At 59.2% G+C, this 26707-nt stretch carries 26 protein-coding genes and 2 pseudogenes; 11 read left to right on the plus strand and 17 right to left on the minus strand.

The genetic code is table 11. The features are described 5' to 3' along the window. Positions 1-9: 9 nt before the first annotated feature. From GQR96_RS19955 to rppH, 8 genes are all read right to left on the minus strand, one after another. Complete coding sequence (locus GQR96_RS19955; protein ID WP_004205450.1) at positions 10-333, minus strand: prepilin-type N-terminal cleavage/methylation domain-containing protein; 324 nt, start codon at positions 331-333, stop codon at positions 10-12. After that, positions 318-725, minus strand: a complete 408-nt coding sequence (locus tag GQR96_RS19960) for a DUF2509 family protein (RefSeq protein WP_065905362.1) — start codon at positions 723-725, stop codon at positions 318-320. Before GQR96_RS19960 ends, GQR96_RS19955 begins: the two co-directional genes overlap by 16 nt. Then, entirely contained in the window at positions 722-1279 is a 558-nt protein-coding gene (locus tag GQR96_RS19965) for a prepilin peptidase-dependent protein (RefSeq protein WP_004205448.1), read from the minus strand. The genes GQR96_RS19960 and GQR96_RS19965 overlap by 4 nt, the downstream gene beginning before the upstream one ends. Continuing rightward, positions 1276-1818 (minus strand): prepilin peptidase-dependent protein, encoded by a 543-nt coding sequence (locus tag GQR96_RS19970; protein ID WP_148390272.1) that lies wholly within the window; start codon positions 1816-1818, stop codon positions 1276-1278. Before GQR96_RS19970 ends, GQR96_RS19965 begins: the two co-directional genes overlap by 4 nt. Before the next feature lie 189 nt (positions 1819-2007). Next, complete coding sequence (gene thyA / locus GQR96_RS19975; protein ID WP_065905364.1) at positions 2008-2802, minus strand: thymidylate synthase; 795 nt, start codon at positions 2800-2802, stop codon at positions 2008-2010. A gap of 6 nt (positions 2803-2808) precedes the next feature. Then, positions 2809-3684 carry a prolipoprotein diacylglyceryl transferase gene (gene lgt / locus GQR96_RS19980; RefSeq protein WP_004205445.1) on the minus strand — a complete coding sequence of 292 codons (876 nt, stop codon included), beginning with the start codon at positions 3682-3684 and terminating at the stop codon, positions 2809-2811. A 243-nt stretch (positions 3685-3927) separates the two neighbouring features. Beyond that, positions 3928-6174: a phosphoenolpyruvate--protein phosphotransferase gene (ptsP, locus tag GQR96_RS19985; protein ID WP_004205444.1), complete on the minus strand. Its 2247-nt coding sequence runs from the start codon at positions 6172-6174 to the stop codon at positions 3928-3930. 12 nt (positions 6175-6186) lie between these two features. Further along, the gene (gene rppH / locus GQR96_RS19990; RefSeq protein ID WP_004205443.1) at positions 6187-6717 is read right to left on the minus strand and encodes an RNA pyrophosphohydrolase; all 531 of its coding nucleotides are present in this window, start codon (positions 6715-6717) and stop codon (positions 6187-6189) included. A 453-nt stretch (positions 6718-7170) separates the two neighbouring features. Between rppH and GQR96_RS19995 the strand changes: the two are divergent. The 5 genes and pseudogenes from GQR96_RS19995 to GQR96_RS20015 all read left to right on the plus strand — a co-directional run. Further along, positions 7171-7311: pseudogene (locus GQR96_RS19995) on the plus strand (hypothetical protein); the annotation flags it as partial. A gap of 88 nt (positions 7312-7399) precedes the next feature. Continuing rightward, the gene (gene mutH / locus GQR96_RS20000; protein ID WP_023319078.1) at positions 7400-8095 is read left to right on the plus strand and encodes a DNA mismatch repair endonuclease MutH; all 696 of its coding nucleotides are present in this window, start codon (positions 7400-7402) and stop codon (positions 8093-8095) included. 63 nt (positions 8096-8158) lie between these two features. Then, entirely contained in the window at positions 8159-8872 is a 714-nt protein-coding gene (locus GQR96_RS20005) for a TerC family protein (protein WP_004205441.1), read from the plus strand. A gap of 123 nt (positions 8873-8995) precedes the next feature. Next, positions 8996-9214 carry a YgdI/YgdR family lipoprotein gene (locus tag GQR96_RS20010; protein ID WP_002915974.1) on the plus strand — a complete coding sequence of 73 codons (219 nt, stop codon included), beginning with the start codon at positions 8996-8998 and terminating at the stop codon, positions 9212-9214. Positions 9215-9434: 220 nt separating this feature from the next. After that, positions 9435-10475: an NADP(H)-dependent aldo-keto reductase gene (locus GQR96_RS20015; RefSeq protein ID WP_043520875.1), complete on the plus strand. Its 1041-nt coding sequence runs from the start codon at positions 9435-9437 to the stop codon at positions 10473-10475. A gap of 198 nt (positions 10476-10673) precedes the next feature. Here the strand turns inward: GQR96_RS20015 and lplT are convergent, their stop codons facing one another. The 3 genes and pseudogenes from lplT to GQR96_RS20030 all read right to left on the minus strand — a co-directional run bounded on the left by lplT (position 10674) and on the right by GQR96_RS20030 (position 14546). Beyond that, complete coding sequence (gene lplT, locus GQR96_RS20020) at positions 10674-11867, minus strand: lysophospholipid transporter LplT (RefSeq protein WP_065905366.1); 1194 nt, start codon at positions 11865-11867, stop codon at positions 10674-10676. After that, positions 11860-14019, minus strand: a complete 2160-nt coding sequence (gene aas, locus GQR96_RS20025; RefSeq protein WP_004205437.1) for a bifunctional acyl-ACP--phospholipid O-acyltransferase/long-chain-fatty-acid--ACP ligase — start codon at positions 14017-14019, stop codon at positions 11860-11862. The genes lplT and aas overlap by 8 nt, the downstream gene beginning before the upstream one ends. A 262-nt stretch (positions 14020-14281) precedes the next feature. Beyond that, positions 14282-14546, minus strand: a pseudogene (locus tag GQR96_RS20030) (hypothetical protein). A gap of 93 nt (positions 14547-14639) precedes the next feature. Between GQR96_RS20030 and galR the strand changes: the two are divergent. Beyond that, entirely contained in the window at positions 14640-15656 is a 1017-nt protein-coding gene (galR, locus tag GQR96_RS20035) for an HTH-type transcriptional regulator GalR (RefSeq protein WP_002915981.1), read from the plus strand. Here galR and GQR96_RS20040 read toward each other — a convergent pair. The 4 genes from GQR96_RS20040 to GQR96_RS20055 all read right to left on the minus strand — a co-directional run bounded on the left by GQR96_RS20040 (position 15617) and on the right by GQR96_RS20055 (position 19706). Further along, entirely contained in the window at positions 15617-16096 is a 480-nt protein-coding gene (locus tag GQR96_RS20040; protein WP_043520882.1) for a GNAT family N-acetyltransferase, read from the minus strand. The genes galR and GQR96_RS20040 overlap by 40 nt on opposite strands. Next, positions 16093-16866 (minus strand): GntR family transcriptional regulator, encoded by a 774-nt coding sequence (locus tag GQR96_RS20045; protein ID WP_004205433.1) that lies wholly within the window; start codon positions 16864-16866, stop codon positions 16093-16095. Before GQR96_RS20045 ends, GQR96_RS20040 begins: the two co-directional genes overlap by 4 nt. Positions 16867-16933: 67 nt before the next feature. Beyond that, positions 16934-18361, minus strand: a complete 1428-nt coding sequence (locus GQR96_RS20050) for a glycoside hydrolase family 1 protein (RefSeq protein ID WP_049004102.1) — start codon at positions 18359-18361, stop codon at positions 16934-16936. 7 nt (positions 18362-18368) lie between these two features. Continuing rightward, positions 18369-19706 (minus strand): PTS sugar transporter subunit IIC, encoded by a 1338-nt coding sequence (locus tag GQR96_RS20055; protein ID WP_004205429.1) that lies wholly within the window; start codon positions 19704-19706, stop codon positions 18369-18371. Positions 19707-20005: 299 nt separating this feature from the next. On the opposite strand from GQR96_RS20055, the gene GQR96_RS20060 reads away from it, so the two are divergent. Beyond that, positions 20006-21007, plus strand: a complete 1002-nt coding sequence (locus GQR96_RS20060) for a LacI family DNA-binding transcriptional regulator (RefSeq protein ID WP_004229436.1) — start codon at positions 20006-20008, stop codon at positions 21005-21007. Here GQR96_RS20060 and lysA read toward each other — a convergent pair. Further along, positions 21000-22262 carry a diaminopimelate decarboxylase gene (gene lysA / locus GQR96_RS20065; RefSeq protein WP_004205426.1) on the minus strand — a complete coding sequence of 421 codons (1263 nt, stop codon included), beginning with the start codon at positions 22260-22262 and terminating at the stop codon, positions 21000-21002. The two genes, GQR96_RS20060 and lysA, sit on opposite strands and share 8 nt — an antisense overlap. 136 nt (positions 22263-22398) lie before the next feature. On the opposite strand from lysA, the gene GQR96_RS20070 reads away from it, so the two are divergent. Then, on the plus strand, positions 22399-23325 hold the full coding sequence (locus tag GQR96_RS20070) for a LysR family transcriptional regulator (RefSeq protein WP_004205422.1): 927 nt from the start codon (positions 22399-22401) through the stop codon (positions 23323-23325). On the opposite strand, the gene GQR96_RS20075 is transcribed toward GQR96_RS20070, so the two are convergent. Continuing rightward, positions 23291-24004, minus strand: a complete 714-nt coding sequence (locus GQR96_RS20075) for an aspartate/glutamate racemase (protein ID WP_004205421.1) — start codon at positions 24002-24004, stop codon at positions 23291-23293. The two genes, GQR96_RS20070 and GQR96_RS20075, sit on opposite strands and share 35 nt — an antisense overlap. A 139-nt stretch (positions 24005-24143) precedes the next feature. Between GQR96_RS20075 and GQR96_RS20080 the strand changes: the two genes are divergently transcribed. The 3 genes from GQR96_RS20080 to GQR96_RS20090 all read left to right on the plus strand — a co-directional run bounded on the left by GQR96_RS20080 (position 24144) and on the right by GQR96_RS20090 (position 26707). After that, entirely contained in the window at positions 24144-24470 is a 327-nt protein-coding gene (locus GQR96_RS20080; protein ID WP_004205420.1) for a cupin domain-containing protein, read from the plus strand. A gap of 451 nt (positions 24471-24921) precedes the next feature. Further along, positions 24922-25812, plus strand: coding sequence for a carbohydrate ABC transporter permease (locus GQR96_RS20085; protein WP_004205419.1), 891 nt, complete (start codon positions 24922-24924; stop codon positions 25810-25812). After that, positions 25805-26707 (plus strand): carbohydrate ABC transporter permease, encoded by a 903-nt coding sequence (locus GQR96_RS20090; RefSeq protein ID WP_004205418.1) that lies wholly within the window; start codon positions 25805-25807, stop codon positions 26705-26707. Before GQR96_RS20085 ends, GQR96_RS20090 begins: the two co-directional genes overlap by 8 nt.

Consider the following 26707-nt stretch of genomic DNA (forward strand, 5'->3'; position numbering starts at 1 on the left):
TGCTCCTGACTACTGGCTGACCGGGCAATGCAGCCGGGTCATCTGCGCCCGCTTTGCAACGGGCATACTGATCGTTACCGTGATGCTGACACATCTTTGCGCCGATGTCTGCATACGGCTTACCTGTCCGCCTGCCGGCGGAGACGGCGCAGAGAGCTGACTATAGCGCCAGGCGTCGCGCCATAGCTGACGCGTCTTGTTCAGCTGGTGGACCCCTTGCGCCATTCCGCGCTGATAGCCGCCCAGCGCGGTGACCGTTAGCACCATCAGCGCCATCGCCAGAACGGTCTCCGGCAGGCTAAAACCCCGCTGGCGCTTCATGGCATTTGACATAGGCTCACCTCCCTGAGCGGGCAAAAATCGCTCCAGCCATGGGCGGAGAAATGCACTTGCCCGCCGCGCACCTCGCCGGACTGCCAGACCTGCACCTCGCCGCTGGCGCTGCTGAGCAGCAGCGAACCGTCGTCGAAGATGCGCAGACAGGCGCGCCAGCCCTGCTGCGCCTGCTCGCGGCAGGCCAGCGGCGCCTGCGCCGACCAGGCCTGCTGTTTTCCCCACTGTAGCGCCGAATGGGCCACCGCCGTATCGCGGATCGTCTGCGTTTCGCTGGTGGTTTGCGCCAGCAGCGCCCGCTGCTGCAGGTTAAGCCCCTCCAGGAGCAGGCTGCCGAGAGTCAGCAACAGGAGCACCATCAACAGCGACGACATTCCACGCTGGCGGATCACAGGTTATACCCCGTCACCCGCTGCTCCACCTCGGCCGCCAGACCCATCTGCCGGGCAGAGCGCGCTGCCAGCGTCACGCTCAGCTCCGGCGCGAAGCCCTCGGTCAGCCGATGCTGCACCGCAAAGCGCGTCACCACGATAGCGGCCGGATTGGTGATTTTCTCCCATCCGCTTCCGCGGCAGTCGCTGGCTCCGCGCAGAGTCTCCAGCGCGCCGTCGCGCAGGCGAAAGCCGGTGCTCTCCGCCGCTGCCGCGGGGGAGGTTTCCCATGTCCCATTGCTGTTCGCGTCCCAGCGCACAATCAGGCACTCGCCGTCGGCGGCGAGCTCCAGCCCGGCTCCGCCGCACACTCCCCGGCAGTATCCGGCGCGCTGCAGATGCTTCCCCACGGCATGCACCCGCTGCCACAATTCGTTCTCCAGGGCCAGCTGTTCGCCCTGACGCAGAATATGGCGCTGCAGAGCGGGTAGAAAGCGGCAGGCGCCGATCAGCAGCAGCGAGCCTATCGCCATGGCAATAAGCGCCTCCGCGAGGGAAAATCCGCGGCGGCTCACTGACATCCTCCTGCGCTGTCACTGCGGCATAAACGAATCCGCCCCCAGTGTGAAATCACAATGCTCCAGCTGCCGGCCTCGCTCTGCAGACGCAGATTCCCCGCCCAGGCGGTGCTGCGCAGGCCATAGAATCCCAGGCCAGGGGTGACGCCTGCCAGCGAGATCCCCGGCCAGCGCGGGCGCAGCGTTAAGGGCGACCCGGAGGCGCACGCCGGCCCCTCCCCCTGGGCACTCAGGCACCATCCCTCTTCATCCTGGCCGACGCGAAGCACGCGGTCCCGGTTGTAGGCGTTGGCGTCATCGCGCAGGAAAACCAGGAAATCCCGCACCTGAACGGCGGTTTGCCACAGTCGTTGCTGCTGCTGCCAGCCGTACAGGCCGCCGACGCTGAGGATCATCATTAACGTCAGCGTCACCAGGGTTTCCATCAGGGTATAACCATGTTCTCTGTTCATGGCGCAGAGTATGCCGCTGCGGTTAGCCCTGGCGCGACGACGGAAAATGGCTTTCCCGGCCAGACACGCAAAAAAGGTTTGCATGACCAACAGCAGAACATTTTTTTGCGAGCCTCTTTCCAGCTTTCCCGCCCACCAACGCCTGCGGCCAGCGGGCGGGATGAAGCGTTCCTATCGTAATGGCAACGAGGGTAGCCCCCCTATTCAGGTGGTGAAAACGGCATAAAAAAACCGGCGCCATCAGACGCCGGTTGGTCATATCTGCAGAGGGGGTTAAATCGCCACCGGCGCTTTGATTCCCGGGTGCGGATCGTAACCTTCAATCTCGAAGTCTTCAAAGCGGTAGTCGAATATCGACTCCGGCTTGCGTTTGATGACCAGCTTCGGCAGCGGACGCGGTTCGCGGCTCAGCTGCAGATTGGTCTGCTCGAGATGGTTGCTGTACAGATGAGTGTCGCCACCGGTCCAGACGAAATCGCCGACCTGCAGATCGCACTGCTGCGCCACCATATGCACCAGCAGCGCGTAGCTGGCGATGTTGAACGGCAGGCCGAGGAATACGTCGCAGGAGCGCTGATACAGCTGGCAGGAGAGCTTGCCGTCAGCGACGTAGAACTGGAAGAAGGCGTGGCACGGCGCCAGGGCCATTTTATCCAGCTCGCCGACGTTCCACGCCGAGACGATGATCCGGCGGGAGTCCGGGTCGTTTTTCAGCTGGTCCATCACTGTGCTGATCTGGTCGATATGACGACCGTCCGGCGCAGGCCAGGAACGCCACTGTTTGCCGTAGACCGGTCCCAGGTCGCCATTTTCATCTGCCCACTCGTCCCAGATGGTGACGTTGTTGTCGTGCAGATAGGCGATGTTGGTGTCGCCCTGCAGGAACCACAGCAGTTCATGGATGATGGAGCGTAAATGACAGCGCTTGGTGGTCACCAGCGGGAAGCCTTCCTGCAGGTTAAAACGCATCTGATGGCCGAAAATAGAGATCGTGCCAGTGCCGGTGCGGTCATTTTTTGGCGTGCCCTCGGCGAGCACTTTCTGCATCAAATCAAGATACTGTTTCATGGTTCCTCAAGAATTCAGTTGCTGCGGACGGTGGCGGTAAGCCCAAACCATCATGATGATACCCGCAAGCACCATCGGGATCGAAAGAATCTGCCCCATGCTGATGTACTGCACCCAGCCGCCGGTGAACTGGGCGTCGGGCTGGCGGAAGAATTCCACGATAATGCGGAACAGGCCGTAGCCAATCAGGAACAGGCCGGAAACGGAACCGGTCGGGCGCGGTTTACGGATAAACAGGTTCAGGATCAGGAACAGCACCACGCCTTCCAGCGCCAGCTCGTACAGCTGCGACGCGTGGCGCGGCAGCGCGCCGTAGGTATCAAACAGCGATTGCCATTCCGGATGGGTCGGCAGCAGCGCCAGATCTTCGGCACGGGAGCCCGGGAAAATCATCGTGTAATGGAAGCTCGGGTCCACGCGGCCCCACAGCTCGCCGTTGATAAAGTTGCCCAGACGCCCGGCGCCAAGGCCAAACGGGATCAGCGGCGCGATAAAATCGGAGACCTGGAAGAAGGTGCGTTTGGTGCGTCTGGCGAAGATAATCATCACCAGGATCACGCCGATCAGGCCGCCGTGGAACGACATACCGCCATCCCAAACGCGGAACAGATACAACGGATCGGCAAGAAATACCGGCAGGTTGTAGAACAGCACGTAACCGATACGGCCGCCCAGAAAGACGCCGAGGAAGCCCGCGTAAAGCAGGTTTTCTACTTCATTTTTCGTCCAGCCGCTGCCCGGACGATTCGCCCGACGGGTGGCCAGCCACATCGCAAAGACAAAGCCCACCAGGTACATCAAACCGTACCAGTGGAGGGAGACCGGGCCTAGAGAAAAAATGACCGGATCGAACTCCGGAAAATGCAGGTAGCCACTATTCATCTGTCACCATAAAGACTTGTTATTCCGCCGAAAGTGGACAGCGGTGATGATCCATGCCCGATTAAAACGGGCACGCCGAAGGAGGCGAATCATAGCATAAGCCAGGAGTGCGATCCGCGCCGGCGTGTAAAAGATATGTATACGGATGCTAACAGAAGCCGTTTCGCCGGCTGTACTGTATTTTGCCGGATGGTGTGAACAGAGTATTCCCGGGTTACGGCTTACGCCTCACCCGGGCTATCGCTACCGCCCGCCGCGGATCAGGCCGCCGAGACCGCGACGCTCCATAAAGGCCGCCACCTGATGGCGCACCTCGGCGGTCATCTGGGCTTCGAGGCTGCGACGAGACAGCTCCTGCGCCTCTTCGATATCGATGCGGCGCAGCAGATATTTCACCCTCGCCACCGAGCGGCCGTTCATCGACAGGTGGCGATAACCGAGACCGACAAGGATCGTCACGCACATCGGGTCACCTGCCATCTCGCCGCACAGTCGCAGATCGATGCCAAAGCGCTCCGCGTCATGAGCGATCATCGCCAGCGCCCGCAATACCGCAGGATGCAGGCTGTCATACATGCTGGCGACCCGGGTATTGTTACGGTCGACGGCCAGCAGGTACTGGGTCAGGTCGTTCGTTCCTACCGAGATAAAATCGATCCGGCTGGCCAGCTGCGGCAGCATAAAGACCATCGACGGCACCTCCAGCATCACCCCCAGACGCGGACGCGGGATGGCGTAGCCGATCATCTCTTCAACTTCCCGACTGGCGCGGTCGATCAGTCGGCGGGCCTCATCGACCTCTTCCAGACTGGTCACCATCGGCAGCAAAATGCTGAGGTTGCCGGTGGCGGCGTTGGCGCGCAGCATCGCCCGCACCTGGATCAAAAAGATCTCCGGCTGATCGAGGGTGATGCGGATCCCGCGCCAGCCGAGGCATGGGTTCTCTTCACTGATCGGCATGTACGGCAGCTGTTTATCCGCGCCGATGTCCAGGGTACGCAGGGTCACCGGTTTGCTGTTAAACATCTGCAGCATGCCCTGATACTGGGCGACTTGCTCCTCTTCAGAGGGGAAGCCGCTCTGCAGCATAAAGGGAATTTCGGTACGGTACAGACCAATGCCGTCCACAAAACTGCCGAGCTTCTCTTCGTGCTCCGGGCTTAAGCCGGCGTTGAGCATGACTTTTACCCGCTCGCCGCTTTTCAACTCCGACGCACGCTGGAGATCGTCCTCCGCCAGGCGGCTGAGCTCGTTCTCTTCACTGATAAGGCGCTGATATTCCTGTAACAGAACAGGTTCAGGATCCACCAGCAGCTCACCGCGATAGCCATCGACAATCAGCGTATGGCCATGCAACAGCGAGGGCTGAATATCGGCGCCCATCACCGTTGGGATGCCAAGGGCCCGCACCATAATGGCGGCATGGGAGTTGGCGGCGCCATCGCGCACTACCACGCCGGCCAGGCGATCCTGCGGCACTTCCGCGAGGGTGGTGGCCGACAGCTCGTCCGCCACGAGGATAATGCGCGCCGGCCAGGTGTTGGGGCCCTGAATACTGTCGTCGAGATGGAACAGCAGACGCTGACCCAGCGTGCGCAGGTCGCCGGCCCGCTCTTTCAGATAGCCGTCGCTCAGCGCGGCAAACTGTTCGGCGAACTTCTCAATGATCTTTTTGACCGCCCACTCGGCGACGGCGCCTTTGTCGACTTCGGCAAAGAGCTCGCGACGCAGGCGGGCGTCGGAGAGCAGGTGCGAGTAGAGATCGAAGATCGCCGCCGTCTCTTTTTGCGCGCCGGCGGCGTAGCGTTTGCTGTAGCGACGAAACTCGTTGGCCGCTTCTTCCAGCGCGCCGGTCAGGCGTTCACGTTCCGAGGCGGTATCCAGCGTCGAGGCTTCATACACCTGTTCCATCAGCGGCAGGCTGACGTCCATCCAGCCCTCGGCGATCGCCACCCCGGAAGAGGCCGGCAGCGCGCGAATGCGCGTCTGACGATACTGGCCAAACAGGGCGTTCAGCTGGGACTGGGAGAGGATCGCCGCCATCTGGGTGGCGAGGGTGACGAGGAAAGACTCTTCGCTTTCATCAAACTGGCGCAGCTCACGCTGCTGGACCACCAGCACGCCCAACAGCTGGCGGCGCTGGATGATCGGCACGCCAAGGAAGGCGCGGAAGCGGTCCTCTTTGACGGCGGGGATATACTTGAAGCTGGGGTGTTTTTGCGCATCGGCGAGGTTGATGGGCTCCGCCAGGCGGCCAACCAGCCCCACCAGGCCTTCATCGAACGCCAGCGCAACGGTGCGCCCGCGAGGTTTTTTTAACCCGCGGGTGGCCATCAGGTAATAGCAGCGTCGGTCATTGTCAGCCAGGTAAACCGAGCAGACTTCCGTCTCCATCGCCTGGCAGACATCTGTCACCAGAATATCCAGCGCCTCGTTTAAACGCGGCGCACTCGCGACCTTCTCGACTATTTCTCGCAACCGAGTGAGCATAATGTGCGTGGCTTAACCTCTTTTACGTCGATAAGCAGGCGCGCTTTGCGGCTTAGGGGCGCTCTCCGCCAGCGACATGGTTACGCTGGCGAACTCTTTCATCACCCGGCGGTAGACGTCGCGTTTGAACGACACCACCTGACGAACCGGGTACCAGTAACTCACCCAGCGCCAGCCATCAAATTCAGGCGTGCTGCTGGTTTGCATATTGATGTCCGCGTCGTTACCGATCAACTGCAAAAGAAACCACTTTTGTTTCTGGCCGATACAAACCGGCTTTGTGTCCCAACGCACCAAACGTTTAGGCAACTTGTAACGCAGCCAGTTACGGGTTGAGGCCAGGATCCGCACATCTTTACGGCTTAACCCGACCTCTTCAAACAATTCCCGATACATCGCCTGCTCTGCGGATTCTCCTGGATTTATGCCCCCTTGCGGGAACTGCCACGAGTGCTGACCATAGCGTCGGGCCCACATGACCTGGCCCTGACGATTACAGATTACAATACCGACATTTGGGCGGTAGCCATCGTCATCAATCACCGGACTACCTCAAGATAAGCTTCAATGTGAATGATTGTTTCACACTCGTCGGAAACGGTAAACCACTCTGTTCGCACACTGAGAACGGATAACATTTGAATAACTCACAGTAATTGCCAGAGTTATAAACAGCGAAAGCGCCCGACGGCCGATTTTATTCACTTTTTCTGTGGATAGAGTTGTGAAGAAGTACGGAATTAACCCGGGAAAACCCGGAGTAATCTGAACATCGCACCGCTAACACCTTATAATAATGATAGCATATTCATTAAGTTAGAATATATTCCTTTCACTTATTACAGCATAACGTGACGATCATCACACATACGATCCGCCGACTGATGAAAGATCGAACAATGTCGATTTTATCCACAGATTACGCGCAGGTCGCGGGCAGATTTTCTCAAAAAATTCGATTTTCGTCGCACGTCAAGGCTGTAAATCGAACCAGTAGTGGGGCTTTTCCCCAGTTATCCCACTTTTCTGTGGATAACATGGTGTAAGATCCTGTTTATTGTCAGTGACCAGTTCTGGAAAACCTGTTTTCATGGTTTTCACCCGCAGCGCAATGACCTTAAAAAGGCATATAAATCATGGGATTGGTATAGTTACTCAGAAAACGGTAAACTCTATCCACAACGCGCAAAATTAGCGCTCATTTTTTAGCCAAAGGTGTCGCCCTATGCCCGCTATCGCTCCTCTCTCCTCTCCGCCGCAAAGTCAGGAACAGCTGTTGGCCCAGGCCCGACAGCTGGCCGGCTATACGCTGGGCGAGCTGGCGGCGCTGGCCGGGATCCCCATTCCCCGCGATCTGAAGCGTGATAAAGGCTGGACGGGCATCCTGCTGGAGCTGTGGCTGGGGGCCAGCGCGGGCAGTAAACCCGAACAGGATTTCGCCGCGCTGGGGGTGGAGCTCAAAACGATCCCTATCGACAGCCGGGGTCGTCCGCTGGAGACCACCTTTGTCTGCGTCGCTCCGTTAACCGGCAATAGCGGCGTCACCTGGGAGAGCAGCCATGTGCGGCATAAGCTGCAGCGCGTCCTGTGGATCCCGGTGGAAGGAGAGCGCACCATTCCTCTGGCGGCGCGGCGCGTCGGCGCACCGCTGCTGTGGAGTCCGAACGAAGAAGAGGAGCGCCAGCTGCGCATGGACTGGGAAGAGCTGATGGATCTTATTGTCCTCGGTGAGGTGGAGCGCATTACCGCCCGCCACGGCGAGGTGCTGCAGTTAAGACCGAAAGCGGCCAACAGCAAGGCGTTGACCGAAGCCATCGGCGCCCGCGGGGAGACGATCCTCACCCTGCCGCGCGGTTTCTACCTGAAAAAGAATTTCACCGCCGCCCTGCTCGCCCGCCATTTCTTGTTACAACACGATTAATTTTTTGTTCTGCGTTGGGGCGTGCATATAATTGCTGCTTTCTATTTTGCAGGACTTTGAACAATGTTATTTGCATGGATAACCGATCCTAACGCCTGGCTGGCGCTGGGCACCTTGACGCTGCTGGAGATCGTGCTCGGGATCGATAATATTATTTTTCTCTCTCTGGTCGTGGCCAAGCTCCCCACCGCCCAGCGCGCTCACGCGCGACGGATCGGTTTAATGGGGGCGATGGTCATGCGCCTGGCGCTGCTGGCCTCTATCGCCTGGGTCGTTAAGCTGACCAACCCGCTCTTCACCGTCCTCGGTCAGGAGATTTCGTTTCGCGATCTGATCTTGCTGTTAGGCGGACTGTTCCTTATCTGGAAAGCCAGTAAAGAGATCCATGAGTCTATCGAAGGTGAAGAGGAGGGGCTGAAAACTAACGTTCACTCCTTCCTCGGCGCCATCGTGCAGATCATGCTGCTGGACATCATCTTTAGCCTCGACTCGGTGATCACCGCCGTCGGTCTGTCGGACCATCTGTTTATTATGATGGCGGCGGTCGTGATTGCGGTGGGGGTAATGATGTTCGCCGCACGACCTATCGGCGATTTCGTTGACCGTCATCCGTCGGTGAAAATGCTGGCTCTGTCGTTCCTGATCCTCGTTGGCTTTACCCTAATGCTGGAAAGTTTCGACGTCCATGTGCCGAAGGGATACATCTACTTCGCCATGTTCTTCTCTATTGCGGTGGAGAGCCTTAACCTGCTGCGCAATAAGAAAAACCCGCTGTAAACCACAAAATTGCAGCCTGGTCACAGGCTGCAACCCTTTTTCAGACTTTACTGCTTTTTATGTCTCACAAATCAGGCTATTAATAGATGGGTATGGGGTGCAGCTACTCAAGAGGTGATGACGATGAAAAAATGGGCAGTATTGATTTCCGCCGTAGGACTGGCGTTCTCGGTTTCCGGTTGCAGCAGCGATTACGTCATGGCGACCAAAGATGGGCGCATGATCCTGACCGACGGTAAACCTACCGTGGATGACGATACCGGTCTTATCAGCTACGAAGATCAGCAGGGTAATAAAATGCAGATCAATCGTGACGACGTTTCGCAAATCATTAAGCGTTAATTTTTCCCCGTCGGCCCCAGCCTCTGTTGACGCTGCGCTTACCGACAACCAGCCTTCTGAGAAGAGTCGGGACACACCAGGACACCGCGGGTTCCACCCACCGCCCCTCCTCGTCACCCGGCTTTTTTGATTTTTTACTTCCTCTTTTTCTCACCCTCTGCCATGTTGATACTCCTTTGTCGGGGAATGCCTGACCTTATAAATAAAAAGGAAGCTGGCTATGCAGTATCACCGTATCCCACACAGTTCACTTGAAATCAGCACCCTCGGGCTGGGAACTATGACCTTTGGCGAGCAGAACAGCGAGGCCGATGCCCATCAGCAGCTCGATTACGCAGTCGCCAACGGCATCAATCTGATCGATGTCGCCGAAATGTACCCTGTCCCGCCGCGCCCGGAAACTCAGGGGCTAACTGAAACCTACGTCGGCAACTGGCTGGCGAAACGCGGCAATCGCGAAAAACTGGTGCTCGCCTCGAAGGTCAGCGGGCCCGCGCGCAATAACGACAGCAGTATTCGACCAAACCACGTCCTGGACCGGAAAAATATCCGCGAGGCGCTGCACGCCAGCCTGAAGCGTCTGCAGACCGATTATCTCGACCTGTACCAGGTACACTGGCCGCAGCGCCCCACCAACTGCTTTGGCAAACTGGGCTATACCTGGGCCGACGCCGCCCCTGCGGTGACGCTGCTGGATACCCTCGAAGCGCTGACCGAGTTCCAGCGCGCCGGCAAGATCCGCTACATCGGCGTATCGAATGAAACCGCCTTCGGCGTGATGCGTTATTTGCACCTGGCGGATAAGCACGACCTGCCGCGGATCGTGACCATTCAGAACCCCTACAGCCTGCTGAACCGCAGCTTTGAAGTCGGCCTCGCGGAAGTGAGCCAGTTCGAAGGCGTGGAGCTGCTGGCCTACTCCTGCCTGGCTTTCGGCACCCTGACCGGGAAGTACCTCAACGGCGCGAAGCCGGCGGGGGCGCGCAATACGCTGTTCAGCCGCTTTACGCGCTACAGCGGCGAGCAGTCGCAGAAAGCGGTGGCGGCCTATGTGGATATCGCCCAACGTCACGGCCTCGATCCGGCGCAAATGGCGCTGGCCTTTGTGCGTCGGCAGCCGTTTGTCGCCAGCACCCTGCTGGGGGCGACGACCATGGCGCAGCTGCAGGCCAACGTGGAAAGTTTGCAGCTTGAGCTGAGCGAAGAGGTATTAGCGGAGATTGAAGCGGTGCATCAGGTTTATACCTACCCGGCACCGTAGCACGACCTGTCGACGCCAGCTTCTGGCGTCGCGTTGTTGCCCGGTGGCGGCTACGCCTTACCGGGCCTACGCTACCCAGGGCGGGTAGCCGCCTCAGTAGCCGCGGTAGCCCGGGTCAGGCGCAAGCCGCAACCCGGGGGTTTCTCTCTGCCGCGCGCCTGGCAGGGGCGACGATTTCAAGTCAACCGCGACGAGAAGTTATTTACGCCGCCCCCAGACCCACAGCGCGGCGATGGCCACAGCAAACACCGCGCCAAAGCCTATTCCCACAGCGACCGGCGGCACGCCCACGCTCACCGCCAGAGAATAGAGCCCCAACATCAGCAGCATCGCCACGTTTTCGCCCAGGTTCTGTACCGCAATGGCGTTACCCGCCCCGACCGAATGCTTCCCGCGCTCCTGCAGCAGCGCATTCAACGGCACGATAAAGAAGCCGCCGAACACCCCGAGCAGCAGCAACAGACCGAACGCCGGCAGCAGCGACTGCTGCACGGCAAAGGCTATCACCGCGATACCGATCAAAATCCCGGCCGGCATACAGCGCGACACTGTCTCCAGGGTCACCAGCTTCGCCGCCGCCCCGGCTCCCAGTACAATCCCCACCGCCACCATCGCATTAAGATAGGTAGGCATGGCGTTGCTGGTAATGCCCAGCGCCACCGGCACCCAGATCACCAGCAGGAAGCGCAGGGTCACGCCAGCGCCCCAGAACAGGCTGGTGCCCACCAGCGAAAAGCGGGTTTCGCCGTTGCGCCACAGCGTGCGGCAGGCGCTGAAGAAGCTGTGCGTCATCGGCTTGAAACGCCATGACTGCCCCGGACGCGCCGCCGGCAGCCTGGGTATCCACAGGTTAGCCACCACCGCCCCACCGTAGACCAGCGCGCAGACGATCAGCGCCGCCAGCACGTGCCAGTCGGCGAGGATCCCGCCGGCCATGGAGCCCAGCAGGATCGCCGCGATGGTCGAGGACTCCATCAGTCCGTTAGCCTTCACTAACTTATCGCCGGTGGTCAGTTCGCCGAGAATGCCATACTTGGCCGGCGAATAGGCGGCGGCGCCAATCCCCACCAGCGTATAGCCGATAAACGGATTCACGCCGAAGCAGATACAGCCGGCGCCAAGCAGCTTCAGGCCGTTGGCCACCATCATTACCCGGCCTTTGGCAAAGCTGTCGGCGAACTGGCCGACAAAGGGGGCAAAAAGGATGTAAGCGCCCACAAACAACATCTGCAGGACCGGCTGGCTCCACTCCGGATAATAGAGCTGCTTCATCAGCGCCAGGGTGGCGAAGAGAAGCGCATTGTCGCCGAAGGCCGACAGGAACTGGGCGCAGATCACCGCCATCATCCCTTTCGAATACAGCGACGGGTTAGTATGCACTGACTCACTCATGGGTTGTTTCCGCCTCGTCGACCATATTTTTCAGGGTGACATAGTCTGGCTTGCCGCTGCCGAGCACCGGCAGCTGTTTCAGCCAGCGTATATCGCGCGGCACCGCCAGCTCCGGTACGCCGTGCTGGCGAGCGTAGCGCAGCAGGGCTTCGCGAGTCAGTTCATTATCGGTGGTAAACAGCACCAGCGCCTCGCCTTTGCTGGCGTCCTGTTTAATCGCCGTGGCGTGCATTTTGTCCGGCGACGCGCCGAGGGCCACCTGCTCCACCATCTCAAGAGAGATCATTTCGCCAGCGATTTTGGCGAAGCGCTTCGCACGGCCCTGGATGCGGACATAGCCCTGCTCATCGAAAGTCACGATATCGCCGGTGTCATACCAACCCGCTTCCTTTTCACCGTGCTGATTTTCCGCCGTCGGCGCTTCCAGCACCCCGGGATTTTCCACCCGCAGGTAGCCTTTCATAATGTTCGGCCCTTTCAGCTGCAGTCGTCCCCCCTGCTCAATGCCAGGCATCGCCAGCAGGCGGGCGTCCATCCCCGGCAGAATCCGCCCCACGGTGCCGACCTTCGCCGCCATGGGCACGTTGATCGAGACCACCGGGGCGCACTCGGTCACACCGTAGCCTTCGAGAATACGCAGGCCGAATTTATCCTGCCACAGCTGTTTGGTGCTCTCCTGCAGCTTCTCCGCCCCGGCGACCACGTAGCGGAGACGATAGAAATCATAGGGGTTAGCGAAGCGAGCATAGTTGGCGAGGAAGGTCGAGGTGCCGAACAGCACCGTGCAGTTGCGATCGTAGACCAGCTCCGGCACCACGCGATAGTGCAGCGGGCTGGGATAGAGAAACACCTCCGCGCCGGTAAGCAGCGGCGTCAGCAGGCCGACGGTGAGGCCAAAAGAGTGGAACAGCGGCAGCGCCGACATAAAGCGGTCGTTAGCGGTAAAGTCGGCGATGGTTTTGATCTGCTCGACGTTGGCCAGCAGGCTTTTATGGCTGTGCACCACCCCTTTCGGGTTGCCCTCCGAGCCGGAGGTGAAGAGGATCATCGCCGCGTCTTCCGGCTGCTGCTTAACCTGCGCCAGACGCGGCGCCAGCAGATGGCCGAAAATCCACAGTTTGTCTGCGGGGGTGATATCGCCTTTGAGATCTTCCAGGAACACCCAACGCACCTGGGTCAACTGCTCCGGCAGGTGCCAGAGCTTGCCTTTATCGAGGAAGGTGCGCGAGGTAAAAATGGTCTTGAGTTCCGCGGCGGCGATGGCGCTGCTGAGTCCTTTCACCCCGGCGGTATAGTTCATCATCGCCGGAATGCGCCCGCGGGCGATCGCGCCGAAAATCACCGCCGCACTGATGCCGGCGTTGGGCAGCATCAGGCCTATCTTCTCACCCTGCTGGCTATATTTTTCCAGAATGCGGGCGACAAACAGGGTTTTGGTCAGCAGCTTGCGATAGGTATCCGGCTGGAAGTTGATATCCTCCACGCAGGGTTTGCGCGCGCCGAAGCGGTCTTGCGCCGCCAGCAGCGACTCATACAGGGTTTCCCGCGGGCGCACCGCCATCCGGGCCTCCATCATGATCTGATGCAGCATTTCCCCGGCGATTTTGCGCCGGTCGCGGGCGCGCGGCGCCTCGGGCATCGGCAGATGGGTAGGCGGCAGCAGGTGCAGCTGAATCCGCGGGAACAGGCGACGCTTTACCAGCCCCTTCAGCCGGCTGAAGGGCGTCAGTTCAGCGCCTTCAATGCGCAGCGGCACGATGGTCGCCTGCGATTTGGCGGCGACAAAGGCGGCGCCGTCATAAATTTTCATCAGCGAGCCGCTGACCGAGATTCGCCCTTCCGGGAAGATGACCACCGGCCGCCCCTGTTCGATCAGGCGCACCAGATGTTTGATCGACATCGGCTTGGTCGGGTCCAGCGGCACAAAATCGATAATCGGCGTCAGCGCGCGCATAAACCAGCGCTGGCTGATTGAGGTATAGACGGCAAAAACCGGTCGGACCGGCAAAAACAACGCCAGCAGAATGCCGTCGAGGAAAGAGACGTGGTTCGGGGTAATTAAGACTTTTTGCTGGTGCAAAGCCTGCGTGTCGCCGGTCAGTCTGACCCGGTATAACCCCTTGAACAGCAGTCTGAAAAATCCCAATAGCATAACAACTCCATGTGACCGGTGATGAGTCAAAGCAGGTTACACGAGAAGGCGTGGGAAAGCAGTGCGGCGGGGGGATTTTCAGAATAAAAAAAACCTGCGCATCCGCGCAGGCTGGTGTAAGACGTCCAGTACGAAGAGCGTACCTGAGAAACTCACCTATCAATACCTCTGGGATCTCGATTGTCGCGTTTTTCGCCCGCTTCGGGCCAGCGGGAAAACGCAAGTGAGTGAGCCTAAGTGCAACCAGTTATTACGATTTTCGCTATCTGTAACAACGCCGGCGACGGGCAAAAAAAAACCTGCGCATCTGCGCAGGCTGGTGTAAGTAAAGTGGTCAACTTGACGTTGACTCCACCTATCAATACCTCTGGGAGAGCCAGAATATCAACCTGCTCGGCGGACAAACCAGCGAACATTCGCAACAGCGCATCGCAAAGTGTAAGCAAAGGTTTGTATTTCCCCGAGCCGGTTTCAATTACTGATAGCGTCAATGTAAACAGGTCACCGATAAGCCCGCTCTGAATCACATTTGCGCCATTCCTTCGCCGCCGCGCCTTGAATCTGCCGCTCTTTCCCGTAACATAGCAGTATGTAAACGCTTACCCTATAAAAGGCATGGTATGGCGACAATTAAGGATGTAGCCCGACTCGCAGGAGTCTCCGTCGCTACCGTCTCCCGCGTCATCAACAACTCTCCCAAAGCCAGCGAAGCCTCGCGTCAGTCCGTGGGCGCGGCGATGGAAACCCTCAACTATCACCCCAACGCGAACGCCCGGGCGCTGGCCCAGCAGTCCACGGAAACCGTCGGCCTGGTGGTGGGCGATGTCTCCGACCCCTTCTTCGGCGCGATGGTCAAAGCCGTCGAACAGGTGGCCTACCGCACCGGCAATTTTTTGCTGATTGGCAATGGCTACCACAACGTGCAAAAGGAGCGCCAGGCGATAGAGCAGCTGATCCGCCACCGCTGCGCGGCGCTGGTGGTGCACGCCAAAATGATCCCCGATGAGGAACTCGCCGGGCTGATGAAACAGATCCCCGGCATGGTGCTGATCAACCGCATCCTGCCCGGATATGAAACCCGCTGCGTGGCGCTGGACGATCGCTACGGCGCCTGGCTGGCGACCCGTCATCTGATCCAGCAGGGGCACACGCGTATCGGCTATCTGTGCTCAAACCACGATATCTCTGATGCGGAAGATCGCCTGCAGGGGTACTACGCGGCGCTGGAGGAGAGCGGCCTGCCGTGCAACGACCGGCTGGTCACGTTTGCCGAGCCGGATGAAAGCGGCGGCGAACAGGCGATGACCGAACTGCTTGGCCGCGGCCGCCACTTTAGCGCCGTCGCCTGCTATAACGACTCGATGGCCGCCGGCGCGATGGGGGTGCTCAACGACAACGGTATCGACGTCCCGCGGGAAATTTCGCTGATCGGCTTCGACGATGTCCTGATTTCGCGCTATGTCCGCCCGCGGCTGACCACTGTCCGTTACCCGATCGTCACAATGGCGACCCAGGCGGCCGAATTGGCCTTAGCCCTGGCGGAGCAGCGCCCGGCGCCGGAGATCACCCACCTGTTCAGCCCGACGCTGGTGCGCCGTCATTCGGTGGTGGCCCCGCAGGAAGGCGATAAGTCGTAGCGATAGAGATGCACGGCGGTGGCCGGGTAATCCAGCCCCTCGCCGATGTAGCGCCAGCCGAAGCGTTCATAAAAATCGCGGCAAGCGGAGTAGAGATAAAGCTCCTGATAGCCCGCGCGGCGGGCATAATCGATCACATGCCGCTGCAGCTGTCCGGCCAGCCCCTGACCGCGAGCGGCGGGCGCGACGTACAGCGCCGCCAGCCAGGGAAACAGATCCTGGCGGCTTATCAAATCGCAGCGCCAGAGGCCAATCGTTCCGAGCAGTTGCTCCCCTTCCACGGCAATAAAGGTCAGCGGTAGCGCCTCCGCCGTCTGGCTATGCTGCACAATGCTGGCGAAAAATTCCCGCGGCAGCGCCTCGCCGCCAAAGGCCTGCCACAGCCAGTCGGTCACCTGCCGGGCGAATTGCGGCGCGGCGTACAGCGGCAGGATCGTCATACCAGCTTCCCCTGAAAAATCGGCACCGAATCGAACAGATAGCCGTCAAAGTCCGGGGCGTCTTCATCGGACAGCTCCAGCAGACTGTTTTTGACGTTTTCCAGATGCTGCCACATCGCCTGCCAGGCGCCCATCACATCGCGACGCCGCAGCGCGGCGAGCAGCGTCTGCCGGTCGCCGAGCCACTTCAGCCGCCAGGCGCGGCTGGCAATATGCACATTGAACTGCTGCCACAGCGGGCTGCTGTCCATCTGCAGCCAGATCCGCTCCACCGTCGCCAACAGCATCTGGTTCTGCGTCGCCCCGGCCAGCACCAGATGGAACAGGCGGGCGTTATCCTGGGCGGTGTCGTTGAGGGCGATAGCCCGCTGCTCCTGCTCGATAATCCGCTTCAGATTGTCGATATCGGCGCGGGTGGCCATTTTCGCGGCAAAGGCGGCGATATTGCTCTCCAGCAGCTGGCGCGCCTGGAGAATTTCAAACGGACCGACGTCGCTGCTGAGCAACTGCTCTTCTTCGCTGTCGTTTTCATGCGGGATACGCATGACGTACACCCCGGATCCCTGACGGATATCCACCGTCCCCTGCAGCTCCAGCATCAGCAGCGCTTCGCGCACAATGGTCCGGCTGACGCCATAGGTTTCGGCAATATGGCGTTCCGGCGGCAAACGCGACCCGACCGGGTAGCGCCCCTGCGCAATCTGGGCGCGCAGGTCATCACCAATCTCCTGATAGGGCTTCTTTTCCGGCGGAATTATCGCTTTTTCCACAAAATCACCTGTGCGTTACATGCCTGCGAGTCAAATACGCCGCTATCTTAGCAAAGATTGCTCCCGGCTAGCGGTATTCATCGTCGATATCCAGCACCAGCTCACGCCGTTCGCCGAGCTGACGAAACCAGTGCGCCGAAGCTTTGGGCCGCCGGGCGCGATGGTTTTGCAGATCGATTTCGATTAGCCCGTAGCGGTTTTTAAAGGCGTTCATCGGCGACACGTTGTCGGTAAACGCCCACAGCATATAGCCCTGGCAGTTGGCCCCTGCCTCGCGGGCGCGCAGGGTGTGCCAGAGATGTTCGCTGATAAAACGAATGCGGTAGCTGTCATCGATGACGCCTTCGCGGTTACGGAACTGGCCTTCGTTTTCCACCCCCATCCCGCTCTCGGCCACGAACCACGGGATGTTGCGATAGTCATTTTTGATCCGCATCGCCATATCAAAGATGATTTGCGGGTAGATTTCCCAGCCGCGGGAGGCGTTCATCCGCCGGCCGGGCAGCTCAAACGGCTCATAATACCAGGCTGGATGGAACGGGGTATGCGGATGCCAGGCCCGCGACGGGGCTTTGACCCGGTGCGGATAGTAAAGGTTAATCCCCAGCTCATCGACGGTGTGCTCGCGGATAATCGCCAGCTCCTCCGCGCTGGCCTCCCACGTCACCTGATGCTGCTCAAGCAGCGCGAGAAGCGCCGGCGGCCAGACCCCGTGCACCAGCGGGTCGAGAAACATACGGTTGTAGAACAGATCGTAGATCTCCGCCGCGCGCAGGTCATGCGGGGCGCGGGAGCGTGGGTAGGTCACCTCCGGATTGAGGATGCAGCCAACGGTCCCGGGATAGCCGAGTTCGCGAAATCGCTTCACCACGCAGGCGGTCGCCAGCACCTTATGGTAGTTCCACTGCATCCAGGTGCTGGTGTTCTGCTCATAGGGCCAGCGCAGGGCATCCAGATAGACCCGGGTCTGCACCACGATCGGCTCATTAAAGGTAAACCAGCGGGTTACCTTCAGGTGGTAGCGGGCAAAGACCTGCTCCGCGTAGCGCACAAACAGCTCAACCACTTTTTTCGACCCCCAGCCGCCATACTTTTCCAGCAGATAGCCCGGTAATTCGTAATGCTCAAGGCAGATCATCGGCGTAATGCCGTTGGCCAGTAGCGCATCGAACAGCTGGTCGTAATAGGCCGCATACTCCTCATCCACCGTGACGTTTTCATAGTCGATCAGAAAGCGCGACCAGTTGATCGAGGTGCGGTAGTGGGTCAGCCCGGCCAGCTTCATCAGCTGCACGTCTTCCTGAAAGCGGTTAATAAAATCGGTAGCCACCGCTGGGCCATAGCCGTTATGCCAGACGTGGCGGTCGTTTTTGTACCAGAGATCGGGCCAGGAGTCCTGCCCCGGTTTTTTCCCGCTCCAGCCCTCGGTCTGCCAGGCGGAAGCCGCCGCGCCAAGGATAAAATCATCGGGAATGGTCATCCGTACGGTAGTCATAGGCTCCTCAGACAGGGTTGGCGGTCTGTTGATTGTCGGCCTGACGCTGTGCGGCATCGGCACGGCGGGAGGCAATTTTGACGAAAGGCAGATAGATAAGCACCGCGACGACGATGCAGATAAGCTGGGTCACCACCGCTCCCATCGAGCCGGCGGTGGACAGCCAGGCGTTGATCAGCGGCGGCGTGGTCCAGGGCACCATCACCACCGCCTTGCCGGCGAAGCCGGTCAGGGTGGCGAAATAGCCGATGCTGCCGGTCACCAGCGGGGTGATGATAAACGGGATGGCGAGGATCGGGTTGAGCATGATCGGCATCCCGAAGATCACCGGCTCGTTAATATTGAACAGCCCCGGGCCTATCGACAGCTTGGCGATCTCTTTCATCTCTTTGCGCCTGGTGGCGATCATCACCGCAATCAGCAGGCCGATGGTCAGCCCCGAGCCGCCGATGCTCATGTAAACATCCCAGAAGGGCATCGTGATGATGTTCGGTACCTCTTTCCCCTGCTCAAAGGCGCTCATATTGACGGTGATCGCCCCCAGCAGCAGCGGCTCGCGGATCGGCTTGATCATCTGGTTGCCGTGAATACCGATCACCCAGAACAGCTGGGCGACGAACATCAGCAGTAGGATCCCCGGCAGGCTCTGCACCACCCGCTCCAGCGGCTGCTGCACCACCTGGTAGACCGCATCGTAGAGATACATTCCCGTCAGCTGGTGGAAGAGAAAACCAAAGGTGGCGATCGCGGTGGTGGTGATGATCGCCGGGATCAGCGCGGAAAAAGAGGCAGAAACGTTCGGCGGCACGGTATCCGGCATCTTGATCTTCAGCCCCTTGCGCCCCTCCAGCCAGCAGTAAATCTCGACCGACAGAATGGCGATGAACATTCCGAGGAACAGACTACGGGTATCGGAGAACTGACGCAGCAGGACATCTTTCACCACGTGCATCTGGCCATCGACCATCATCTCCACCGTGGTCGGCGTGACGCAGATAAAGCAGATCACCGCCAGCAGGCCGGGAAACAGGCTTTTGATGCCGTTGATCCGCCCCAGCTCAATACCGATCAGAAACACGGCGCCGATATTGAGGAAGTTGAGCGTGGCGTAGTTCAGCGCGCTGGTGATCGGCTTCAGCGCCGCGAGAAAGGAGAGTGAGGAAAAGCTGGCGAGCCCATTCTTCGGATCCAGCACCATATTGGAGATCAGCACCGAAAAGGCCCCGACGATGATCACCGGCATCAGGGTAATAAACGCCGATTTGATCGCCATAATGTAGCGATAGCTGTTGAATGTCGTCGCGAAACGCCCCAGCGCGTCGATCAGTTTGTCCTGTAATGCCATAAAAGAGTACCTCAGAGTAAAGGGCTTATTGCGGCCAGGTAGACAGCCAGAGACTTTTGGCATACCAAAACATAGTCGCCAGGCAAAAATTGTTCTGTGACAGCGCTCGCAACCCGCTTCGTGGTATCCCAAATATCGATAAAAACAACCATTGGCATACCAGATAGCGCCGGTTGGTCAGTTCCTGCTAAAAGCGTGATCGCGATGGTTTTTCCGCCCCGCCCCGTCGATATGTCCCTTTTCGGTCTGTGATAAACTGCGCCTTACCACGTGAAATCAGGAATCGATGAATGGCTACAATGCTGGATGTCTCAATTCGCGCAGGCGTCTCGAAAGCGACGGTTTCCCGCGTGTTGAACGGCACAGGTCAGGTGAAAGAGAGCACCCGCCAACAGGTCTTTAAAGCGATGGAAGAGCTGGGCTACCGGCCGAATTTCCTTGCCCGCTCGCTGGCCAATCAGACCAGCAACAGTATCGGGCTGGTTGTCTCCACCTTTGACGGCTTCTACTTTGGCCGTCTGCTGCAGCAGGCGTCACGCCAGACCGAAGCCTGGGGAAAACAGCTTATCGTCACCGACGGCCATGATACGCCGGAGCGCGAAGAGGAAGCGGTGCAGATGCTCGCCGACCGGCAGTGCGATGCGATCATCCTCTATACCCGGCATATGAGCGAGAAGGCGATCATGTCGCTGATTAACTCGATCGCCATGCCGCTGGTGGTGATTAACCGTGATGTGGCGCAGGCCCGCGAACGCTGCGTGTTTTTCGAACAGCAGGAAGCCGCCTTCCAGGCCGTGGAGTATCTGATTACCCAGGGCCACCGCGATATCGCCTGCATCACCGTCCCGATGCACACCCCCACCGGCCAGGCGCGCCTGCAGGGCTATCGCAACGCGCTGATAAAACATGGTATTGAATGGGATCCGAGCCGGGTGAAATACGGGGACTCGACGATGACCCGCGGCTACGAGCTGTGCCGGGAACTGCTGGACGAGAAAGCCCGCTTCAGCGCGCTGTTTTCCTGTAACGATGATATGGCGCTGGGGGCCTCAAAGGCGCTGCATCAGGCGGGGCTGCGTATTCCGCAGGATGTGTCGCTGTTTGGCTTCGACGATGCGCCAAGCGCGAAATGGCTGGAGCCGGGGCTGTCGACGGTCTATCTGCCCATCGACAACATGATCACCACGGCTATCGATCAGGCGATCAAGCTTGCTAATCAGCAGCCGATCGAAACGATCCCGCCGTTCACCGGCACGCTGGTGTTGCGCGAGTCGGTAACGACGGGACCTTTTTTTAAATAAGCTCTAAGGCCAGCAGCTCCTGGATGGTCTGGCGACGACGGATCAGCCGCGCCTTGCCGCCATCAAACAGCACCTCCGGCAGCAGCGGACGGCTGTTATAGTTGGATGACATCGAGGCCCCGTAGGCGCCAGTGTCATGGAGCACCAGATAATCCCCTGGAGCCACCGCCGGCAGCAGACGGGTCTCGACTTTACCCCCTTCCTGCTGGGTAAAGACGTCTCCGGACTCGCACAGCGGCCCGGCCACCACGGTCTCCACCTGCGGCGCGGCGCTGAGATCGCGGCCATCCGCCGCCAGAGCGGTGATATGGTGATAGCTGCCGTACATCGCCGGGCGCATCAGGTCGTTAAAGCCGGCGTCAATCAGCACGAAGTGGCGGCTGCCCATCTCTTTCACGCTGCGCACCTGCGACACCAGCACGCCGGACTCGGCCACCAGGAAGCGTCCGGGCTCAATCTCCAGTTTCACCGGGTGCCCCAGATGGGTGGCGATCTGCTCCCGGGCGCGGTTCCACAGGCCGTAATAGTGGGCGGTGTCGATGGCCTCTTCACCCTCGCGGTAAGGAATAGACAGGCCGCCGCCGGCGGAGATGGCCTGCAGATCCTGGCCAAAGTCGACAACCTGGCGCACCATCGCGCCGCACACCTGCTCCAGGTGACCGTAGTCGACGCCAGAGCCGATATGCATATGGATCCCCACCAGCTGCAGCTGATAACGACGCATCACTTCCAGCGCCGCCGGCAGATGGCTGTACCAGATGCCATGCTTGCTGTTCTCACCGCCGGTATTGGTTTTCTGGCTGTGGCCGTGGCCAAAGCCCGGGTTGACGCGCAGCCAGACGCGATGGCCCGGCGACACCTCCCCCAGCTGGCTTAGCATGTCGATCGAACCGGCGTTCACCGGGATCTGTAACGCCTTGACGCGATCGAGGGTAGCGTCGTCGATCAGATCGGCGGTGAAGACAATATCCTCTGGATTCTGCTGCGGATCGTAGCCTGCCGCCAGCGCACGCTCGATCTCCCCCAGCGACACCGAGTCCACCTTCACCCCCTGCTCACGCATCAGACGCAGAATATGGATGTTAGAGCAGGCTTTTTGCGCAAAACGCACCACGTCAAACTGGCTGAGCTGGGCAATCTGGCGGCGAATAATCTGCGCATCATAGACCCAGACCGGGCAGCCAAATTCCGCCGGCAGGCGCAGCAGGTTGTCCGCGGTTAGATCGGTATCAGTGGCGTAAAGAGAATGTGGCATAAAAACTCCGGTGCAGTGCGTGTGTTGGTCGCTGTTTTTTCTGATTACGCCACAGTGCCTGACCAATAAAAAATATCGTTTTATCGCGACTCTATGCAAAAATGATATGGTTACAGCCGAGCCTCAGGGAGACCGCATGCCAGCCGTCAATTTGCGCCATATCGAAATCTTTCACGCGGTGATGACCACCGGCAACCTGACCGAAGCCGCGAGGATGCTGCACACCTCGCAACCCACCGTCAGCCGCGAGCTGGCGCGCTTTGAGAAGGTGCTCGGCCTTCAGCTGTTTGAGCGGACCCGCGGTCGCCTGCAGCCAACCGTGCAGGGCCTGCGCCTGTTTGAGGAGGTTCAGCGTTCCTGGTACGGCCTGGACCGCATCGTCAGCGCCGCCGAGAGCCTGCGCGAGTTTCGCCAGGGCGAGCTGTCGATCGCCTGCCTGCCGGTGTTTTCCCAGTCCTTTCTGCCGCTGCTGTTGCCGCCGTTTCTCGCCCGCTACCCGGAGGTCAGCCTGCAGATCGTCCCTCAGGAGTCGCCGCTGCTGGAGGAGTGGCTCTCCGCCCAGCGCCATGACCTTGGCCTGACGGAGACCCTGCATACCCCGGCGGGCACCGAACGCACCCCGCTGCTGACGCTGAATGAAGTCTGCGTGCTGCCTGCCGGCCATCCGCTGGCGGCGCAGACGACGCTGACCCCCGCCGATTTTCAGGGCGAAAACTACATCAGCCTGTCGCGCACCGACAGCTATCGCCAGCTGCTCGACGCCCTGTTCCTTGAGCATCAGGTTAAACGGCGGATGGTGGTCGAAACCCACAGTGCGGCCTCGATCTGCGCCATGGTGCGCGCCGGCGCCGGGATCTCGGTGGTTAACCCGCTGACCGCCCTGGACTATGCTGATAGCGGCGTGGTGGTGCGCCGCTTCAGCGTCGAGGTGCCGTTTACCGTCAGCCTGATCCGCCCGCTCCATCGCCCGCGCTCGGCGCTGGTCGATGCCTTTGTGACGCACCTGCAGCAGAGTCTGCCGCAGATCCTCACGCCGCTGGCGTCGGTCCTGCAGAGAGCATAAAGTTGACCGCGTCTTCCGCATGGATCGCCGCGGTGTCAAAGACCGGCAGCGGGCTGAGCTCGGCAGGCACCAGCAGGCCTATCTCCGTACAGCCGAAAATAACCCCTTCCGCTCCCTGCTCCGCCAGGGCGGCGATCGTCTGCAGATAATAGTCCCGCGACGCCTCGCTGAAGGTGCCGAGACAGAGCTCGTCGAAGATGATCTGATTGATCCGCGCCCGATCGTCGGCCTCGGGGATCAGCGTCTCGATGGCAAACTGCTCCTGCAGACGACCGCGGTAAAAGGTCTGCTCCATGGTATAGCGGGTGCCCAGCAGCGCGACCCGCCGCTGGCCTTTGGCGGCAATCGCCCGCCCGGTGGCATCGGCGATATGCAGAAAGGGAACCTGGCAGCGGGCGGCGATGGCATCCGCCACCTTGTGCATGGTGTTGGTGCACAGGACAATGCCCTCGGCACCCGCCTGCTGCAGCCCGACCGCGGCTTCGGCAAGGATCGCCCCGGCGCGATCCCAGTCGCCGGCGGACTGACAGGCTTCGATGTCGTGAAAATCGACGCTGTGCAGCACCAGGCTGGCGGAGTGCAGCCCGCCCAGTCGCGCCTTCACGCCTTCATTAATCAGGCGATAGTAAGGGATCGTTGACTCCCAGCTCATGCCGCCTAACAGGCCAATGGTTTTCATCTTCTGCTCCTTATGTCGTTTCTGCCAGTGAAACAAACTTGTGATCAACTTTCCACTTCTCTGGCCGCGTATTTCTTTTTCATGAAGAGTGGGATAAGTTAAGTGAAACAACGTTTCATTTTAACAACAGGATCGCCCGATGTTTATTTTCCATAAAGACACCACCCTTGAAGACCTCGGCAATGGCGTAACCCGCCGCATTCTGGCGCACGACGGCAAAATGATGGCCGTAGAGGTGAATTTTGCCGCCGGCGCCGTCGGCCCGATGCATAACCATCCTCACGAACAGCTCACCTATGTGCTCTCGGGCGAGTTCGAGTTCACTATCGGCGAGGAGACGCGCGTCGTCAGCGCTGGCGATACGCTGTATAAGCAGCCGGGGATCATGCACGGCTGCGTCTGTCTGCAGCCCGGCACGCTGCTCGACACCTTTACCCCGATCCGCGAAGATTTTCTCGCACGCTGATGAAAGACGGGGGCGATCGCCGCCCCCGATCCAGGTTTCACAGCACGCGCTAAAAAAGATGCCGCCCCAATCATTATCCTGGTAATAATATTTCCCGCTCAGTTCAGACTGATTATTCCTTGTTTTCAAGCTCCCTAAGATCCTTAAAGTGCTTACCACCTCACCTTTTTGAAACATCGTTTCGACTTTGATCACATTTCCATCCAGATCTGCATGACGCGGAAATAAATCGCAATAAAATGAAATTAAAACGGTGTTTTATAAAAAAAGATCAGCATGAAAAAGAACCTGACGGCCCCTCCACGCTGGGCCAGATAAAACTTAAGCCATTCATTAACAAGGATATGTTAACCAGAGGAAACGTTCAGACTTTTTGCGTTGGTCGCGGCAAAAGGCCGACAGCGCCGCGTCACCCGATCCGTATTACAACTCGTAAGCCAGGTAGGTATGTATGAATGAAAACAAGCTGCTGGGATTGGCATGGATATCGCCCTATATCATCGGGCTGATTGTCTTTACTGCTTTTCCTTTTGTTTCATCTTTCTTTCTCAGTTTTACTGAGTACGACTTGATGAGTCCGCCGGTATTTAACGGCATTGAAAACTATCGCTATATGTTGACCGAGGATAGCCTGTTCTGGAAATCGATGGGGGTGACCTTTGCCTACGTCTTTTTAACCATCCCCTTAAAACTGGCTTTCGCCCTCGGCATTGCCTTTGTGCTCAATTTCAAACTTCGCGGCATCGGCTTTTTCCGCACCGCCTACTACATCCCGTCGATCCTCGGCAGCTCGGTGGCGATTGCCGTGCTGTGGCGCGCCCTGTTCGCCATTGACGGCCTGCTGAACAGCTTTCTCGCCGTCTTTGGCATCGATGCCGTCAACTGGCTGGGGGAACCCTCGCTGGCTTTAATGTCGGTCACCCTGCTGCGCGTCTGGCAGTTTGGCTCCGCGATGGTCATCTTCCTCGCCGCCCTGCAGAACGTCCCGCAGTCGCAGTATGAGGCGGCAATGATCGACGGCGCCTCGAAGTGGCAGATGTTTATGAAGGTCACCGTGCCGCTGATCACCCCGGTGATTTTCTTCAACTTTATTATGCAGACTACCCAGGCGTTCCAGGAGTTTACCGGCCCGTACGTGATAACCGGCGGCGGCCCGACCTATTACACCTACCTGTTCTCGCTCTACATCTACGATACCGCCTTTAAGTACTTCGACATGGGCTATGGCGCCGCGCTGGCGTGGGTGCTGTTCCTCGTCGTGGCGGTCTTTGCGTCGATCGCCTTTAAGTCATCGAAATACTGGGTCTTCTACTCCGCCGATAAGGGAGGCAAAAATGGCTGATATTCAACAGATGGCGCCGGTGATGAGCGACGCCGATCGTGAGGTCGCCCGTACGCTGCGCCGGGAAAAAGTGAGCCGGGTGGTGCGCTACGTCGTGCTGATATTCGTCGGCCTGCTGATGCTCTACCCGCTGGCGTGGATGTTCTCCGCCTCGTTCAAGCCGAACCATGAGATCTTCACCACCCTCGGGCTGTGGCCGACCCACGCCACCTGGGACGGGTTTATCAACGGCTGGAAGACCGGCACCGAATACCATTTCGGCCACTATATGCTGAACACCTTTAAGTATGTGATCCCGAAGGTGGTGTTAACCATCATCTCCTCCACCATCGTGGCGTACGGCTTTGCGCGCTTTGAGATCCCGTGGAAGAAGTTCTGGTTCGCGACGCTCATCACCACCATGCTGCTGCCGAGCACCGTCCTGCTGATCCCGCAGTACCTGATGTTCCGCGAAATGGGAATGCTGAACAGCTATCTGCCGCTGTACTTGCCGCTGGCCTTCGCCACCCAGGGATTCTTCGTCTTTATGCTGATCCAGTTTCTGCGCGGCGTGCCGCGCGATATGGAAGAGGCGGCGCAGATCGACGGCTGCAACTCCATCCAGGTGCTGTGGTATGTGGTGGTGCCGATCCTCAAGCCGGCCATTATCTCGGTGGCGCTGTTCCAGTTCATGTGGTCGATGAATGACTTTATCGGTCCGCTGATCTACGTCTACAGCGTCGATAAGTATCCCATCGCGCTGGCGCTAAAAATGTCTATCGACGTCACGGAAGGCGCGCCGTGGAACGAAATTCTGGCAATGGCGAGCATCTCCATTCTGCCGTCCATCATCGTCTTCTTCCTGGCTCAACGCTACTTCGTGCAGGGCGTGACCAGCAGCGGAATCAAAGGTTAA

It is taken from the genome of Klebsiella sp. PCX (assembly GCF_021869705.1).
GTDB lineage: Bacteria > Pseudomonadota > Gammaproteobacteria > Enterobacterales > Enterobacteriaceae > Klebsiella > Klebsiella quasipneumoniae.